Source organism: Streptomyces sp. 63XJN7_1_ISO-PGPR-S23-121 (assembly GCF_056173025.1).
On the sequence record NZ_CM149653.1, the window covers coordinates 882323 to 898969 of the forward strand.

The following is a 16647-nucleotide window of genomic DNA, read 5'->3' on the forward strand; positions in this document are numbered from 1 at the left end:
TATGCGCCGGCCCGGCATGCGGCTTTACCTGAACCTTGATGCGAAGTGAACGAGGCGTGGCGAAGCCGTGAAGTGGACGGGATTTCCGGCGTCCGGCGACCCGATTCGCCATTCGGCGACATGCTGTTCACCGTTTGTTGCATTCCGGTTGGGCGGTTACTAGAAATGGCTTCCTAGCGTCCTCGGTGTGCCAGCAAGTGCAACGAAGGCCCGGCGAGTCGCCGTTCTCGCGGATTCCGACACCCGGTGGAAATGGGGCGCGCTCACCGCGGCCCGCATCTCCCCCGAGGGTGCGGACGTCCACCTGGACGGCTACCTCCTGCGGGGCCGAGCCACCCCCACCGCCCGCCAGCTGACGGAGGTCGGCGCCGCCGCGGACTCGCTCCGCGAGGTGACCGCCGCCGAGTTCCTGCGCGCCATGGCCGAGGAGCCGTACGACGTGCTCGTCCTCGCCCTGGTCGGCGGCGGCGTCCAGGCGATGCTGCACGGACTGGGACACGTGTGGGAAGGCCGCACCGAGCGCCCCGTCGTCGTCACCGGCTACGTCGGCGTCGTCTACGAGAAGCTCACCGACGGCCTGCTGCTGCGCCACGGCGCCGATCTGGTCCTCGCCAACTCCCGCCAGGACGCGGACCGTTTCCGGACCGTGTACGAGGGGGTCGGCGCCGACGCCTCGGCGGTGACCGAGGTCGCGCTGCCCTTCCTGGGCGGGGCGGAGCACACCGGTGAGCACGGCCACCCGTACACGGTGGTCTTCGCCGCCCAGCCCTCCGTCCCGGACAGCCGGCAAGGCCGTACGTACCTGCTCGACCGGCTCGTCCGGCACGCCCGCCGGCACCCCGACCGCGAGGTGCTGCTCAAACTCCGCTCCAAGCCCGGCGAACACACCACGCACATCGAGGAGCTGCCCTACCAGAAGCTGGTGCAGAAGGCCGACCCGCCGCCCAACTTCCGCCTGGTCTACGGGCACATGGGCGAGGTCCTCGACCGCACCGACCTGCTGGTCACCGTCAGCTCCACGGCCGCCCTGGAGTCCCTGCACCGCCGCATCCCGACGGCCGTGCTGACCGACCTGGGCGTACGCGAGACCCTCGGCAACCACCACTTCGTCGGCTCCGGCTGCCTCGCCTCCTGGGACCAGCTCGACGCCGGCCACCGCCCGGTGGCCGACCCGGCGTGGGTGGCCCGGCAGGGGGTCGCCCAGGACGGCACGTACGGCACCGCCTTCGACTCGGCCCGCGCACGCATCACCGCGCTGCTCGGCCGGCCCGGCGGCCTGCCGCCGCTCCGCCCCTACTACACGCCCGTCACCGCCCCCGGCTACCTGCCCGGCATCCTCGCCCGCCACCACCTCGGCCCGGACGGCACCCCGCTGCCCGGCGCACCCGCCGCCGACAAGGCACCCGGACCGGTCCGGCAGGTCGTGCGCCGTGCCGCCCGCGGCGCCTACCGGCACGGCGTCCAGCGCGTCGCCCCGGTGATCCGCCGGATGGGGGAGCTGTGACCGGCCGCCCCGCCCGACCCCAGACCCCCGTACCCGCCCAAGGAGCCCCTGCCATGACCCAGCCGGACGACCCGGAAGCGGGCCGAGGCGCCTCGGTGCGCCGTGTGCTCGCCGTGATCCCCGCGCGCGGCGGCTCCAAGGGCGTACCCGCGAAGAACCTCGCCCCGGTCGGCGGCGTCCCCCTCGTCACCCGCGCCGTCCGCGAGTGCCGGGCCACCCGCCTGGTGACGGACGTCGTGGTCTCCACCGACGACCGGGCCATCGCCGCGGCGGCCCGGGAGGCCGGCGCCGAGGTGGTGCTGCGCCCCGCCGCCATCGCCGGGGACACGGCCACCTCCGAGGCCGCGGTGCTGCACGCCCTGGACACCCACGAGGCCCTGCACGGCGCCGCCGTCGACGTGGTGCTGCTCGTGCAGTGCACCAGCCCCTTCCTCGTCCGCGAGGACGTCGACGCGGTGGCCGGCGCGGTGGCCGGCGGCGCCGACACCGCGGTGACCGTCGCCCCCTTCCACGGCTTCGTCTGGCGTGACGGCCCCTCCGACGGCGGCGACGGCGGCCACGGCGTCAACCACGACAAGGCCCACCGCCCCCGACGCCAGGACCGCCCCCAGGACCTGCTGGAGACCGGCGCCGCCTACGCCATGGACGCGGCGGGCTTCCGCGCACACCGGCACCGCTTCTTCGGCCGCACCGAACTGGTCCGCACCGACCCCGCCCGCGTCCTGGAGATCGACGACCCGCACGACCTGGCCCGTGCCCGCGCCCTGGCGCCCCTCCTCGACGCCGCCCGGCCCGGCGCCCTGCCGACCGCCGCCGACATCGACGCCGTCGTCCTCGACTTCGACGGCACCCAGACCGACGACCGGGTGCTGATCGACTCCGACGGGCGGGAGTTCGTCTCCGTGCACCGCGGCGACGGGCTCGGCATCGCCGCCCTGCGCCGCAGCGGCCTGACGATGCTGATCCTGTCCACGGAGGTGAACCCGGTCGTCGCCGCCCGCGCCCGGAAGCTCCAGCTCCCGGTGCTGCACGGCATCGACCGCAAGGACCTCGCGCTCAAGCAGTGGTGCGAGGACCAGGGCATCGCCCCCGAGCGCGTGCTCTACGTCGGCAACGACGTCAACGACCTGCCGTGCTTCGCCCTCGTCGGCTGGCCGGTCGCGGTCGCCTCCGCCCACGACGTGGTGCGGGGCGCCGCCCGCGCCGTCACCAGCGTCCCCGGCGGCGACGGCGCGATCCGCGAGATCGCCGGCTGGCTCCTCGGCCCCTCCCTCGACCCTTCCGCGACCCCCGCTCCGCTCACCCAGTCCACGTAAGGAACCCCCTGCCATGAGCACCAACTCCCGCATCCGCACCTTCGGCACGCGCGAGGCCGGCCCCGGCCGCCCCGTCTACATCACCGGCGAGATCGGCATCAACCACAACGGTGACATCGAGAACGCCTTCAAGCTGATCGACGCCGCCGCCGAGGCCGGCTGCGACGCCGTCAAGTTCCAGAAGCGCACCCCCGAGATCTGCACCCCGCGCGACCAGTGGGACATCGAGCGCGACACCCCCTGGGGCCGGATGACGTACATCGACTACCGCCACCGCGTCGAGTTCGGCGAGGACGAGTACCGCCAGATCGACGACTACTGCAAGAGCAGGAACATCGACTGGTTCGCCTCCCCGTGGGACACCGAGGCCGTCGCCTTCCTGGAGAAGTTCGACGTCCCCGCCCACAAGGTCGCCTCCGCCTCCCTCACCGACGACGAGCTGCTGCGCGCCCTGCGCGCCACCGGCCGCACGGTCATCCTGTCCACGGGCATGTCCACCTCCAAGCAGATCCGCCACGCGGTCGAGGTGCTGGGCAGCGACAACATCCTGCTGTGCCACGCGACGTCCACCTACCCGGCGAAGGCCGAGGAGCTGAACCTCCGCGTGATCAACACCCTCCAGCAGGAGTACCCGAACGTCCCGATCGGCTACTCCGGCCACGAGACGGGCCTGCAGACCACCCTCGCCGCGGTCGCCCTCGGCGCCACCTTCGTCGAGCGCCACATCACCCTCGACCGCGCCATGTGGGGCTCCGACCAGGCCGCCTCCGTCGAGCCGCAGGGCCTGACCCGCCTGGTCCGCGACATCCGCACCATCGAGGCCTCCCTCGGCGACGGCGTCAAGAAGGTCTACGACTCCGAGCTCGGCCCGATGAAGAAGCTGCGCCGTGTCACCGGTGTCGTCGCCGAGGCGGAGATCGCCACGGCGGCCGGCGAGCCGGTCACGGTCTGACCCACTCCCACCCCCACCACGCCCTACGACGGGACGGTCGTACGCCGATGAGCCCCCGCGCCGGGAACGCCGGCCCCCGCACTCTCGCCTTCGTCGAGAGCCCGGTGCAACTGCTGAACGTGCTGGAGTGGGCGCACACCCGTGCGCCCGGCGCGGAACTCACCCTCGTCGTCCTGTCCCCGGTGGACCCGATGACCCGCGGCCAGCTCCGCCGCATGGCGGAACTGGCCCGGCACGAGGGCCACGAGGTCCGCTGGGAGGAGGCGCGGGGCGGCGCCACGGCACCCTTCCGCACGGTGGGGAGCCTGGCCACGCCCCTGCGCCGCGCGGACCGCGTCGTCATGGGCGACCCCTTCTCCCGCTACGTCCAACTCCTGCTGACCATCACCCGGGCCCGCGACCTGGTCGTCGTCGACGACGGCACGGCCACGATGGAGTTCGTCACCCAGCTCGCCCGCGGCGAACGCCTGGTCCGCTGGCACCGCAAGGGCAGCCGCCCCGGACCCCGCGACCTGCTCTTCGCCCCGGTGTCGCGGTCCGCCCGGCGCCGCCTGACCCCGGCCGGGGGCCGCGCCGTGGAGGTCTTCTCCGCCATGCCGGTGGAGGAGGTCCCGGACGGCGTGACCGTCACCGCCAACGCCTTCGCCTGGACCCGCGCCCGCTTCGGCCCGCCCCGCATCACCAAGGGCGCCGACATGGTCGGCACCTCCCTGGTGGAGACGGGCGTCGTGGACACCGACCGCTACCTGGACGCCGTCCGCACCCTGGCGAAGACCCACGGGGCGGCCCGCTACTTCGCCCACCGCCGCGAGAGCACCGAGAAACTCCACCGCCTGGCCGTGGAGACGGGACTGGAGATCGTCCGCCCCGACCTCCCGCTGGAACTCATAGCCCGCCGTGGCCCGATCGGCCGCACCGTCCTCAGTTTTCCGTCCACGGTCGTCCACACGCTCCCCCTCGCCCTCACCGGCACCGAGGTCCGCGTCGCCGTCTGCGACATCGACCCCGCCTGGCTCACCCGGTCCGCCTCCCCCCGGGCGACCGGCTTCCTCTCCGGCGTCACCACCACGGCCCGCGCGGCCCACCGGCTGCCGGCGGTGGCGGGCTGACCGACGCGACCGCGAAACGCACCCCCCCCAGCCGGACCGGGGCCGGTCCCGACCTGAGTACGCGTACTCAGACGCACTGGTGACCGAAACGGGTGGGGCTCCTGGTGACGGGACGTTAGATTCGTCCCGGCCACACAGCGATGCCGGCATGGGACACGTGTCCGTGCGGCGACGTACGTCAGGAAACCGGGGAGGGCACGCATGGCGTGGGACGAGTGGGAGCAGCTGAAGGCCGCGGCAGCCGAGCGGCAGTCCGCGCACATGCGGCTGAACCAGTTACCGGACGGCCAGGGGGGTGCCGGTGGTACCTACGGCCCCCCGTCCGGCAGGTTGCGGTCGGACAAGTCCGCGTGGTCCAAGGCGGGGGAGGGCCTGGGGGAGCTGCGCACCAACCTGGGCAAGGCGTTGACGAAACTGGAGGAGTCCCAGACCGGCCTCGGCAAGGCGTCGGCGTTTCTGACCGCCGCGGCGCAGAAGGGGGTCTTCGACTCGTGGCAGCGCCGGGTGGAGGACATCGACGAGTTGTGCGACGGACTCGCCGGAGTCCTGGAGAAGACGGGCAATGACCAGCTGAGGACGGATCAGGCGATCGAGGCCGAGATCGCCGCGCTGAGCGTCGGTTCCAAGGACGCGTCCGCCGGCCACGGCGGAGGTCGGTGACCGGTCGTGGACATCAAGACCCTCAAGGCACTCGTGCCGACCGAGTACGCGGAAGCCGCGGACGGATACCGCGCGGTGAGCGATGCGGCCGACGCCTCCCGGGAGCGCATCGACAAGCAGATCACCAAGGCCATGGACGCGGCCAACGAGGGCAAGGCCGCGGACGCCGCGCAGAAACAGCTGAAGAAGCTCTCGGAGAACCTCCACTACACCCAGGTCGAGTGCGGCCTGGTCAGCGGGTCGCTCAACGGCTTCTCGACCGAGATCGCCTCCCCCCGACGCCGGCTGACCGAGGCTCTGGACGACGCGGCGGCACTGGGCTACCCGGTGAGCGCGACCGGAGACGTCACCTTTCCCGCCGGCGGTGAGAACAAGGCGACCGGAGCCCCGGTCCCCGGCGGCACGGCCGTGGGCAACAACGGCATGCTGGGCCCCAGCAACAGGTCCCTGTACGGCCCCGGACCCAATGGTCTGTACTCGCCGGACGGCAAGACCGGCGGTATCGACATCCACCACGGCAACCCGCACTTCGCGAAGGCCCAGGACATAGCCGACCGCATAGCCCACGCCCTGCGGGAAGCCACCGAGATAGACGAGCGCTACAGCGAGGCGCTGGGGAAGCTCAAGGCGGCGCCGGGACTGAGCGTCAGCACGAAGACGTGGGCGGACGTGGCGTCCGACGTCGGCGTCGTCAGCACGGCCGCAGACGAATACCTCCGCGACGCCATCCCGCTCGACAAGTCTCCCGCCGACCGCAAGGAGTGGTGGGACAGCCTCACCGACGAGGAGCGCGAGGAATTCAGAATCGCGTTCCCCGAGGTCATCGGAAACCTGGACGGTATTCCCTCCGCGGTACGCGACGAGGCGAACCGCGAGAACCTGCCTCTGCTCATCGCATCCCTCGAAGGCCACCACGACGAGGCGTCGCAGGCCAAGCTGGGAGGTCTCCAGGGCATCCAGGAGAAGCTCGGTAAACCCAGCGTGCCGCCGATGTACCTCCTGGGCATCGGGCTCGAAGGAAACGGCAGGGCAATCGTGGCCTACGGGAATCCGGACACCTCGAAGAATGTTTCGGCTTATGTTCCGGGCCTGGGTACCAAGCTCGACTCCGAATTTGCCGACGGCACGGTCAAGCGCGCCTACTATACGGCCGTGGGTGCTCAGAAGTATGATTCCTCCTCGTCCGCGATCGTCTGGCTCGGCTACGATGCGCCTCAATCGATCGATGTGATGACCGCCACCGATGCTAAACGCGGGGCACCCGATTACAACGGTTTCATGGACGGGATATCGGCAACCAACGAGACGCCCGACCCTCATGTCACTGCTATCGGACATTCCTATGGTTCTCGACTGGTAGGGGCCGCCACGCAGGAAGCGGGAGGAATCCCGGGCGCTGACGACATCATTCTCGTGGGAAGCCCCGGCGTCGGCGTCGACAAGGCTGAGGAGCTGGGCGTGGGAAAGAACCACGTCTGGGTGGGCGCAGCGGAGAACGACGTCGTCACCAAGCTCCCTTCGTCGAAGGAAGCCACGGCGGGAGTGATGGGATTCTTCGGAGGCGGGCCGCTCGGTGCCTATCTCGGAGGAGAGATCGCCGACCAGGGTGACGACGACGTCTGGTTCGGCAAGGATCCGGCGAGCAAGGCGTTCGGCGCCAACAGGTTTGAGGTCATGCCCGGACCGGAGCTGGTTCAGCCCTCCGTCCCCAATCTGTTGGATTCGAAGTTGGATCTCGAAGCGCACAGCAACTACTTCAACCCGGAAGAGGGGAAGGACAAAGTATCCGCACAGAACATCGCTGCCATTGTCGCAGGGCATCCGGAATACGTCGTAAGGGAGACGCCGCGATGAGGAAAGGGGCGGCCGCGGTCACAACGCTGGCGCTGCTTCTCGCTGGGTGTGGCATGACGGATTCGGCGCCCTCGAGCAAAGAAAGTCAATCGAAGATGAACCTGCAAGAAGCCGCGGACAGGGCGGACCAGATTCTGGACGAGACATTTGCGGCCATCAAGCCTCCCGTTCAGTGGACGCATCGGTACTCCATGCCGGGTGACTGCTACGTGGATCGTGACCGTGCCGTGATGACGATCATCTCCGCCGAACGGCGCGGCAGTTTCCTCGGCGTTCTGGAACGTCACTGGAAGAGCGAGGGCTACACCCTCGTCGCCACGGGTGGGAACGGACTCGTCGCCCATTTCAGGACTCCGGACGACTTCCAGCTCGAGGTCCTGATCGCCCCCAATGGCCAAGCCCATCTGAGCGTCACCACCCCGTGTGTGGAGAAGTCCGAGGTCGCTCAACCGACCAGCAGGCCGAGCGGCCCGGACTACTCGCAGCAGGAGCTTCCCGCCCCGAACGTCCGTTCGAGCTTCTGGTCGTCCACCGAGTCCCTCCCCACTCAGGCCTGACGACACGTGCAGGCGGGCAGGAGCAACCGCGGCCGTCGCCAGGGCCCGTCCGGCCGTGGCCGGGGACGCGTGGGGCGCACGGAGCGTGGTATCCGTGAAGGAGCAAGGAAACGGAGGCGGGCGCGGCGGCCAAAAGCGGGCGAGCTTACCCACCTCCGTCGGCACCTATGCGCCGTACGGCCAACTTTTCTTCCCCTAACGGGTTGAACTTTTGTTGATCGAGGGACAGTTGACTGCCTCGGCGTCCTACCCTTCAGAGGGTGAAGCAATTGATGTCCCGAGAGTCCGAGGCCGATCCGTCAGGGGAAGCGCTGCTTCCCGGCACCCTGCCCGAGGCGCTGCGCGCCGAGCTCGTGGCCTTCCGTCGCGACCTGCACATGCACCCCGAGCTGGGCAACCAGGAGTTCCGCACCACCGCGGCGATCAAGGAGCGGCTCGAGCGGGCCGGTCTCAAGCCGCGCGTGCTCCCCGTGGGCACCGGGCTCGTCTGCGACATCGGCACCGACTCGGGACAGTGGGCCGGCGGGCCGCGCATGCTGGCGCTGCGCGCCGACATCGACGCGCTGCCCATCCCGGACACCAAGAACGACTGCCCGTACCGCTCGATCGTCCCGGACCGCGCCCACGCCTGCGGGCACGACGTGCACACCACCGTCGTCCTCGGGACCGGCCTCGTGCTCGCCGCCCTGCACGAGCAGGGTCTGCTGCCCCGGCCCGTGCGGCTGGTCTTCCAGCCCGCGGAGGAGGTGCTGCCCGGCGGTGCCGCCGACGCCATCGAGGGCGGCGCGCTGGAGGGCGTGCGCCGCATCCTGGCCGTGCACTGCGACCCCCGGGTGGACGCCGGGAAGGTCGGGCTGCGGGTGGGCCCCATCACCTCCGCCTGCGACCGGCTGGAGATCTCGCTGAACGGGCCCGGCGGCCACACCGCCCGGCCGCACCTGACGACCGACCTCGTCACCGCCGCCGCCCGCGTCGTCGTCGACGTGCCCGCGGTCGTCGCCCGGCGCGTGGACAGCCGCAGCGGCCTCGCCCTGACCTGGGGCCGGATCGACTGCGGCCACGCCCCGAACGTCATCCCGCAGCACGCCGAGCTCGCCGGCACCGTGCGCTGCCTCGACCTCGACGCGTGGCGGCAGGCGCCCGACCTCGTGGTCGGCGCCATCGACGAGATCGCCAACCTGCACCGCGCCAAGTCCGAGATCACCTACGTCCGGGGCGTGCCCCCCGTCGTCAACGAGGTGACGAGCACCGAACTGCTCCAGGCCGCCATGGTCGCCCGGCGCGGCACGGACTCCGTCGAGGGCACCGAGCAGAGCCTCGGCGGCGAGGACTTCTCCTGGTACCTGGAGCACGTGCCCGGCGCGATGGCCCGGCTCGGCGTGCGTCCGCCCGGCGAGCGCACGGTGCGGGACCTGCACCAGGGCGACTTCGACGTGGACGAGCACGCCATCACCGTCGGCGTGGAGATGTTCACCGCCGCCGCGCTCATCGACGCCGTGCAGTAGCCCGCTTCGACCCCCTTCCGCCGCGTTCGGCCCGGTGGTTCACCGGGCCGTAACCGGCCAGCGGCACGAATGGGTAACGGCCCTGCGGAACCCCGTTCCCAGGAGTTTCTACGCGCGTTAATGTGCGCCGAACCGAGCGCCCGCTGCGGGGCTTTGGAGAATGGGGAACTTCAGATGCGTCGGATATCCAGACTGACCCGCGTCGCGGTGGGCGTCGCCTCGCTCGCACTCGCCGCCACGGCCTGCGGAGGCACCAGCAGCGAGAGCGGCAGCGGCGACGACGGCAAGGACGCCAAGGGCCTCGCCATCGCCTACGACATCGGCGGCAAGGGCGACCAGTCCTTCAACGACGCCGCGTACGCCGGTCTGCAGAGGGCTCAGAAGGAGTTCGGCTACAAGACCGCCGACATCGAGCCCACCGAGGGCGAGACGGACGCGGACAAGGAGCAGCGTCTGGCCTCGCTGGCGAAGCAGGGCTACAACCCGGTCATCGGCGTCGGCTTCGCCTACGGCCCGGCGATGAAGGCCGTGGCCGAGAAGTACCCGGACACCACCTTCGGCATCGTGGACTCCGTGGTCGAGGGCAAGAACGTGGCGTCCCTCGTCTTCGCCGAGAACGAGGCCTCCTACCTCGCCGGCGTCGCCGCCGCCAAGGCCACCAAGACCAACACGGTCGGCTTCGTGGGCGGCGTGGACGTTCCGCTGATCCACAAGTTCGAGGCGGGCTTCAAGCAGGGCGTCACGGACACCAACCCCAAGGTCAAGGTGCTGTCGCAGTACCTGACGCAGACCGCGGAGGAGGGCGGCTTCTCCAGCCCCGACAAGGGCCGTGCCGCCGCCGAGGGCCAGATCGAGAAGAAGGCCGACGTCGTCTACCAGGCGGCCGGCCTGTCCGGCCAGGGCGTGATCGAGGCCGCCGCGAAGGCGAAGGTCTGGGCGATCGGCGTCGACTCGGACCAGTACAAGCAGGAAGCCCTCGCCGCGTACAAGGACCACATCCTCACCTCCGCCCTGAAGGACATCAACGGCGCGGTGTTCGCCCTGGCCAAGTCGGTCAAGGACGGCAAGCCGCTCACCGGCACCCAGACCTTCGACCTGAAGTCCGACGGTGTGGGCCTGTCCGACAGCAACCCGAAGTTCGCCGAGGTCGCGGGCGCGAAGGACGCCGTGGCCAAGGCCAAGGAAGGCATCGTCGGCGGCTCGATCAAGGTCAAGACCGAGTAGACGGCCGGCACGGAGTCCCGGAAGCGGGCGGGCGCCCCCGGCGCCCGCCCGCTTCGGCGTTCCCACCCCCCGCCCGCCCGCCCGCTACCCGCCCGCTTCGTCCGGGCGCCCCCCGCCGGACCGCCCGCATCCGCGCAGCCACCCGCCGGACCGCTCCGGACCCCTCGGCGTCACCCTCCGCCACCCCGCGTTCGCGCCCGGCAAGCCCCGGACCGTCGTCCGCGTCACCTTGCTCACGGGCGGATAACAAGGTGGACAGAAGGGGTTTTCAGGCAGGTCTACGCGCGTTAATCTGCGGCGAAGCCAGCGCCGAAGCCGAACCGTACGGCGCTTGTACGACAGGAGCTCCACAATGCGCCGGATTTCCCGGATCACGGTCGCAGGCGCAGCGACCGCCTCCCTGGCCCTCGCCCTCGCCGCCTGCGGCGGTACCTCGACCTCCTCCGGGTCGTCGGACTCGAAGGGCGACAAGGGTCTCGCCATCGCCTACGACGTCGGCGGCAAGGGCGACCAGTCCTTCAACGACGCCGCCTACTCGGGCCTGGAGCAGGCGAAGAAGGAGTTCGGCTACGCCACGGCCGACATCGAGCCCACCGAGGGCGAGACCGACGCCGACAAGGAGCAGCGCCTCGCGTCGCTGGCGAAGCAGGGCTACAACCCGGTCATCGGCGTCGGCTACGCGTACGCCACCGCCATGAAGAACGCGGCCGAGAAGTACCCGGACACCACCTTCGGCATCGTGGACGACTCCCAGATCCAGGCCAAGAACGTGGCCGACCTGGTCTTCAGCGAGGAGGAGGCCTCCTACCTCGCCGGTGTCGCCGCCGCCAAGAGCACCAAGACCAACACGGTCGGCTTCGTGGGCGGCGTGGACGTTCCGCTGATCCACAAGTTCCAGGCCGGCTTCGAGCAGGGTGTCACCGACACCAACCCGAAGGTCAAGGTGCTGTCGCAGTACCTGACGCAGACGGCGGAGGAGGGCGGCTTCTCCAGCCCCGACAAGGGCAAGACCGCCGCCGAGGGCCAGATCGAGAAGAAGGCCGACGTCGTCTACGCCGCCGCCGGCCTGTCCGGCCAGGGCGTCATCGAGGCCGCCTCCGCCCACAAGATCTGGGCGATCGGCGTCGACTCCGACCAGTACAAGCAGGAAGCCCTCGCCAAGTACAAGGACTCCATCCTGACGTCGGCCACCAAGGACGTCGCCAAGGCCGTGTACAACCTTGCGAAGTCGGTCGAGGACGGCAAGCCCGTGACCGGTATCGTCAAGGGCGATCTGAAGTCCGGCGAGGTCGGTCTGTCGGTCTCCAACCCGAAGTTCGCGGGCAACGCCGACCTCCAGGCGGCCGTCAAGGCGGCCCAGGAGAAGATCGTCAGCGGTGAGATCAAGGTCAAGAGCAGCTGAACTGAGCTGAGCACCACCTCGAACAGTGTGTAACCGCGGGGTTGCGCCGCTCGGCGGGGTACGGGGAGTCGGCCTCCTCGTACCCCGTCGTGCCGATGTGCCGCCGCTTCAGATGCCGTAGGGGCGCTACGCGCGTAGACGACCCCCGTCCCCAGGAGAGTGCGCCATCAACGCGTCCAGCAGCCCTCCGGCCGGAGCGGCGGTCAACGAATCGGTGACCGCCGTCGAACTCGCCGGGATCACCAAGCGTTTCCCCGGTGTCGTGGCCAACCACGACATCCACCTCACCGTCCGCAAGGGCACCGTCCACGCCCTCGTCGGCGAGAACGGGGCCGGCAAGTCGACGCTGATGAAGATCCTCTACGGCATGCAGAAGCCGGACGAGGGGACCATCGCGATCGACGGCGAGCAGGTCTCCTTCTCGTCGCCCGCCGACGCGATCGTCCGCGGCATCGGCATGGTGCACCAGCACTTCATGCTCGCCGACAACCTCACGGTCCTCGAGAACGTGGTGCTCGGCAGCGAGAAGCTCCACGGCATCGGCGGCAGGGCCCGCCGCAGGATCAAGGAGATCTCCGAGCGGTACGGCCTCGGCGTGCGCCCCGACGTCCTGGTCGAGGAGCTCGGTGTCGCCGCGCGCCAGCGCGTGGAGATCCTCAAGGTCCTCTACCGCGGCGCCCGCACGCTGATCCTCGACGAGCCGACGGCCGTCCTGGTGCCGCAGGAGGTGGACGCCCTCTTCGACAACCTGCGCGAGCTCAAGGCCGAGGGGCTGTCCGTCATCTTCATCTCCCACAAGCTGGGCGAGGTCCTCTCCGTCGCGGACGACATCACCGTCATACGCCGCGGCACGACGGTCGGCACGGCCGTGCCCGCCGAGACCACCCCGCGCCAGCTCGCCGAGCTGATGGTCGGCAGCGAGCTGCCGACGCCGGAGACGGCGGAGTCGACGGTCACCGACCGCCCGGTCCTCGCCGTCGACACGCTGCGCCTGGTGGCGCCGGGCGGCAAGGCCCTGCTCGACGACGTCACCTTCACCATCCACGCCGGTGAGGTGCTCGGCGTCGCCGGCGTCGAGGGCAACGGCCAGACCGAGCTGGTCGACGCGCTGATCGGCCTCAAGCACGCCGACTCCGGTTCCATACGCTTCCTCGGCGAGGACATCACCTCCCTGCCGACCCGCAAGCGCCGCGAGCAGGGCGTCGGCTACATCCCCGAGGACCGCCACCGCCACGGCCTGCTCCTCGAGGCCCCCCTGTGGGAGAACCGCATCCTCGGCCACGTCACCGAGAAGCCCAACAGCAAGGGCTTCTGGCTGGACCCGAAGGGCTCCCAGGAGGACACCCGCCGCATCGTCGAGGCGTACGACGTCCGCACCCCCGGCATCGAGGTCACCGCCGCCTCCCTGTCCGGCGGCAACCAGCAGAAGCTGATCGTCGGCCGCGAGATGAGCCACAAGCCGCGCTTCCTGATCGCCGCCCACCCGACCCGCGGTGTGGACGTCGGCGCACAGGCCGCGATCTGGGACCACATCCGCGAGGCCCGCCGCGAGGGCCTGGCCGTACTGCTGATATCCGCCGACCTGGACGAGCTGATCGGCCTGTCCGACACCCTCCGGGTGATCTACGACGGCAAGCTGGTCGCGGACGCCGACCCGGCCACCATCACCCCCGAGGAGCTCGGCTCGGCGATGACCGGTGCCGCCTCCGGACACCTGGAACACGACGAGACCCCCGAGATCCGCAAGTCTCCCGAGTCTCCGGAAGACGAGGCCCGCTGATGAAGAAGTTCGACAAGGAGCGCGTGCTCCTCGCGGTGGCCGGGCCGGTCATCGCGCTCGCCGTGGCCTTCGTGCTCAGCGCGATCGTCCTGGTCGCCTCGGGCAAGAACCCCGTCGAACCGTTCGCCCTGATGTTCGAGCAGGCCGGTTTCTCCGACATCCAGGTCCTGATCGTCAACCAGGCGTCGATGTACTACATCGCGGCCCTCGCGGTCGCCATCGGCTTCCGGATGAACCTGTTCAACATCGGCGTCGACGGCCAGTACCAGCTCGCCGCGATGACGGCCGCCATCGTCGGCGCCCACGCCGACCTGCCGGCGTTCCTCCAGGTGCCGCTGCTGCTCCTGACCGCCGTGTGCACCGGTGCCTTCTGGTCCGGCATCGCCGGTGTCCTCAAGATCACCCGCGGCGTCAGCGAGGTCGTCGCGACGATCATGCTCAACGCGATCGCCACCGCCGTCATCGGCTACCTGTGGCTGCCGGACGTCTTCGGCGTCAAGATCGGCAACAACAACACCACCGGCGAGATGCACGACTCCGGCTGGATCCCCGGCATCGACACGGGCGCGGCCGGCGAGATCTACGGCCTGGTCCTCCTCGCGGTGCTGCTCGGCATCGGCTACTGGGTCGTCCTCAACCGCACCCGCTTCGGCTTCGACCTGCGCGCCTCCGGCGCCTCCGAGTCAGCCGCCGCGGCCAGCGGTGTCGACCCCAAGCGCATGGTGCTCACCGCCATGCTCATCTCCGGCGGCCTCGCCGGACTCGCGGGCCTGCCGATCCTGCTCGGCGCCACCCACACCTACAGCCTCAACTTCCCCACCGGCATCGGCTTCCTCGGCATCGGCATCGCCCTGCTCGGCCGCAACAGCCCGGTCGGCATCGCCTTCGCCGCCCTGCTGTGGGCCTGGCTCGACAAGGCCTCGCCCGAGCTGGACTTCCACGGCTACGACAAGGAGATCGCGGTCATCATGCAGGGCCTGATCGTCCTCTCCGTGGTCGTCTCCTACGAGGCCGTCCGCGAGTGGGGCCTGCGCCGCCAGCAGCGCCGAGTCGGCGCGGAGCTGGCCGCCGGCCACGTCCTGGGCGCCACCGACAACTCGAAGAAGGAGGTGGCCGGCCGATGACCGCTCCGACCACAGCGACCGACGTCAACCAGCCCTCGCTGCAGCCCGGGGCGCCGACCGGCCGCCGCATGTCGTGGCCCGTGCTGCTCCTGGTCATCGCCGGAGCCCTGGCGCTGACCTCGCTCGTCCGCATCATCACCGGCGCCGACGGCATCACCAACGTCAGCCAGATGTCCACCGCGCTCCAGCTCGCCGTGCCGATCGGCCTGGCCGGCCTCGGCGGCCTGTGGGCCGAGCGCGCGGGCGTCGTCAACATCGGCCTCGAGGGCATGATGATCCTCGGCACCTGGTTCGGTGCCTGGGCCGGCTTCCAGTGGGGCCCGTGGACCGGTGTCCTCGTCGGCATCGTCGGCGGCGCGATCGGCGGCCTGCTGCACGCGATCGTCACCGTCACCTTCAACGTCAACCACATCGTCTCCGGTGTGGCCATCAACATCCTCGCGCTGGGCGCCACCCGCTACCTGGCCCCGCTCGCCTTCGAGGGCCACCAGGGCGGTTCGGCCAAGCAGTCCCCGCCGGTCGACTCCCTCGGCCACTTCACGGTGCCGGGTCTGTCCGACGGTCTCCAGACCCTCAACGACAAGGGCTGGTTCCTGGTCTCGGACGTCGCCGGCCTGCTCGGCGGCCTGGTCACCAACGTGTCCTGGCTGACCCTGATCGCCGTCGCCCTGGTCCCCGCCACCTGGTGGATCCTGTGGCGCACGCCGTTCGGCCTCCGCCTGCGCTCCTGCGGCGAGAACCCGGTCGCCGCCGAGTCCCTCGGCGTCAACGTCTACAAGTACAAGTACCTCGCCGTGATCATCTCCGGCGGTCTGGCCGGCCTCGGCGGTGTCTTCCTCTCCATCGTGGCCAACCCCTTCTACCTGGAGGGCCAGACCAGCGGCCGCGGTTACATCGGCCTCGCGGCGATGATCTTCGGCAACTGGATGCCGGGCGGCCTCGCCATCGGCGCCGGCCTCTTCGGCTACACCGACAGCCTCAACCTGCGCGGCGGTTCCGCCAACGTGCACGCCCTGCTGCTGCTCGGCGCGCTCCTGCTGGTCGCCGGCGCCATCTGGCTGGTGATCCGCAAGAAGTACGTCAAGGCCGCGATCACCTTCGTCGTCGGCGCCCTGGTCTTCGCCTGGTACGCGGGCACCAACGAGGTCCCGAACCAGGTCGTCTCCGCCACCCCGTACGTCGTCACCCTGGTCGTCCTCGCCCTGTCCGCGCAGCGGCTGCGGATGCCGAAGGCGGACGGCATGCAGTACCGGAAGGGGCAGGGCAAGTGACCGGCACCGACTGGGAGGCCCTGCGCACGGCGGCCCGGGACGCGATGTCCCGGGCGTACGCCCCCTACTCGGGCTACGCCGTCGGTGCCGCCGCCCTGGTCGACGACGGCCGCACCGTCACCGGCTGCAACGTGGAGAACGCCAGCTACGGCATCGGCCTGTGCGCCGAGTGCGGTCTGGTCTCCCAGCTCCAGCTGACCGGCGGCGGCCGGCTGACGCACTTCGTCTGCGTCGACGGCCACGGCGAGATCCTGGTGCCGTGCGGGCGCTGCCGTCAGCTGCTGTTCGAGTTCGGCGGCCCGGAGCTGCTGCTGGAGACCCCCGCCGGGGTGCTCCCGCTCGCGAAGATGCTCCCGCAGGCCTTCGGCCCCGACCACCTCACCAAGTAA

14 protein-coding genes are annotated in these 16647 nt (G+C 70.4%); all 14 read left to right on the plus strand.

Features of this window, described 5'->3' with window-relative positions; all coding sequences use genetic code 11:
- Positions 1–187 precede the first annotated feature (187 nt).
- The 14 genes from AC0VYN_RS04165 (at position 188) to AC0VYN_RS04230 (ending at position 16647) form a co-directional block, all read left to right on the plus strand.
- Positions 188–1504 (plus strand): DUF6716 putative glycosyltransferase, encoded by a 1317-nt coding sequence (locus AC0VYN_RS04165; protein WP_475534824.1) that lies wholly within the window; start codon positions 188–190, stop codon positions 1502–1504.
- A 53-nt stretch (positions 1505–1557) separates the two neighbouring features.
- Positions 1558–2820 carry a cytidylyltransferase domain-containing protein gene (locus AC0VYN_RS04170; protein ID WP_475534825.1) on the plus strand — a complete coding sequence of 421 codons (1263 nt, stop codon included), beginning with the start codon at positions 1558–1560 and terminating at the stop codon, positions 2818–2820.
- A gap of 13 nt (positions 2821–2833) precedes the next feature.
- Positions 2834–3772 carry an N-acetylneuraminate synthase family protein gene (locus AC0VYN_RS04175; RefSeq protein ID WP_475534826.1) on the plus strand — a complete coding sequence of 313 codons (939 nt, stop codon included), beginning with the start codon at positions 2834–2836 and terminating at the stop codon, positions 3770–3772.
- Between the two features lie 47 nt (positions 3773–3819).
- Positions 3820–4881 (plus strand): hypothetical protein, encoded by a 1062-nt coding sequence (locus AC0VYN_RS04180; RefSeq protein ID WP_475534827.1) that lies wholly within the window; start codon positions 3820–3822, stop codon positions 4879–4881.
- A gap of 201 nt (positions 4882–5082) precedes the next feature.
- Positions 5083–5541: a hypothetical protein gene (locus AC0VYN_RS04185; protein ID WP_475534828.1), complete on the plus strand. Its 459-nt coding sequence runs from the start codon at positions 5083–5085 to the stop codon at positions 5539–5541.
- A 6-nt stretch (positions 5542–5547) separates the two neighbouring features.
- Positions 5548–7395 (plus strand): alpha/beta hydrolase, encoded by a 1848-nt coding sequence (locus tag AC0VYN_RS04190; RefSeq protein WP_475534829.1) that lies wholly within the window; start codon positions 5548–5550, stop codon positions 7393–7395.
- A gap of 230 nt (positions 7396–7625) precedes the next feature.
- Entirely contained in the window at positions 7626–7952 is a 327-nt protein-coding gene (locus AC0VYN_RS04195; protein WP_475534830.1) for a hypothetical protein, read from the plus strand.
- Positions 7953–8224: 272 nt separating this feature from the next.
- The gene (locus AC0VYN_RS04200; protein WP_475534831.1) at positions 8225–9457 is read left to right on the plus strand and encodes a M20 family metallopeptidase; all 1233 of its coding nucleotides are present in this window, start codon (positions 8225–8227) and stop codon (positions 9455–9457) included.
- A 174-nt stretch (positions 9458–9631) separates the two neighbouring features.
- Complete coding sequence (locus tag AC0VYN_RS04205) at positions 9632–10681, plus strand: BMP family lipoprotein (protein ID WP_475534832.1); 1050 nt, start codon at positions 9632–9634, stop codon at positions 10679–10681.
- Between the two features lie 352 nt (positions 10682–11033).
- The gene (locus AC0VYN_RS04210; RefSeq protein ID WP_475534833.1) at positions 11034–12083 is read left to right on the plus strand and encodes a BMP family lipoprotein; all 1050 of its coding nucleotides are present in this window, start codon (positions 11034–11036) and stop codon (positions 12081–12083) included.
- A gap of 214 nt (positions 12084–12297) precedes the next feature.
- Positions 12298–13863: an ABC transporter ATP-binding protein gene (locus tag AC0VYN_RS04215; RefSeq protein WP_475534834.1), complete on the plus strand. Its 1566-nt coding sequence runs from the start codon at positions 12298–12300 to the stop codon at positions 13861–13863.
- A complete protein-coding gene (locus tag AC0VYN_RS04220) occupies positions 13863–14987 on the plus strand; it encodes an ABC transporter permease (protein ID WP_385471007.1) in 1125 nt (374 codons plus the stop codon). The genes AC0VYN_RS04215 and AC0VYN_RS04220 overlap by 1 nt, the downstream gene beginning before the upstream one ends.
- Positions 14984–16258: an ABC transporter permease gene (locus AC0VYN_RS04225; RefSeq protein ID WP_475534835.1), complete on the plus strand. Its 1275-nt coding sequence runs from the start codon at positions 14984–14986 to the stop codon at positions 16256–16258. Before AC0VYN_RS04220 ends, AC0VYN_RS04225 begins: the two co-directional genes overlap by 4 nt.
- A complete protein-coding gene (locus AC0VYN_RS04230; protein WP_475534836.1) occupies positions 16255–16647 on the plus strand; it encodes a cytidine deaminase in 393 nt (130 codons plus the stop codon). The genes AC0VYN_RS04225 and AC0VYN_RS04230 overlap by 4 nt, the downstream gene beginning before the upstream one ends.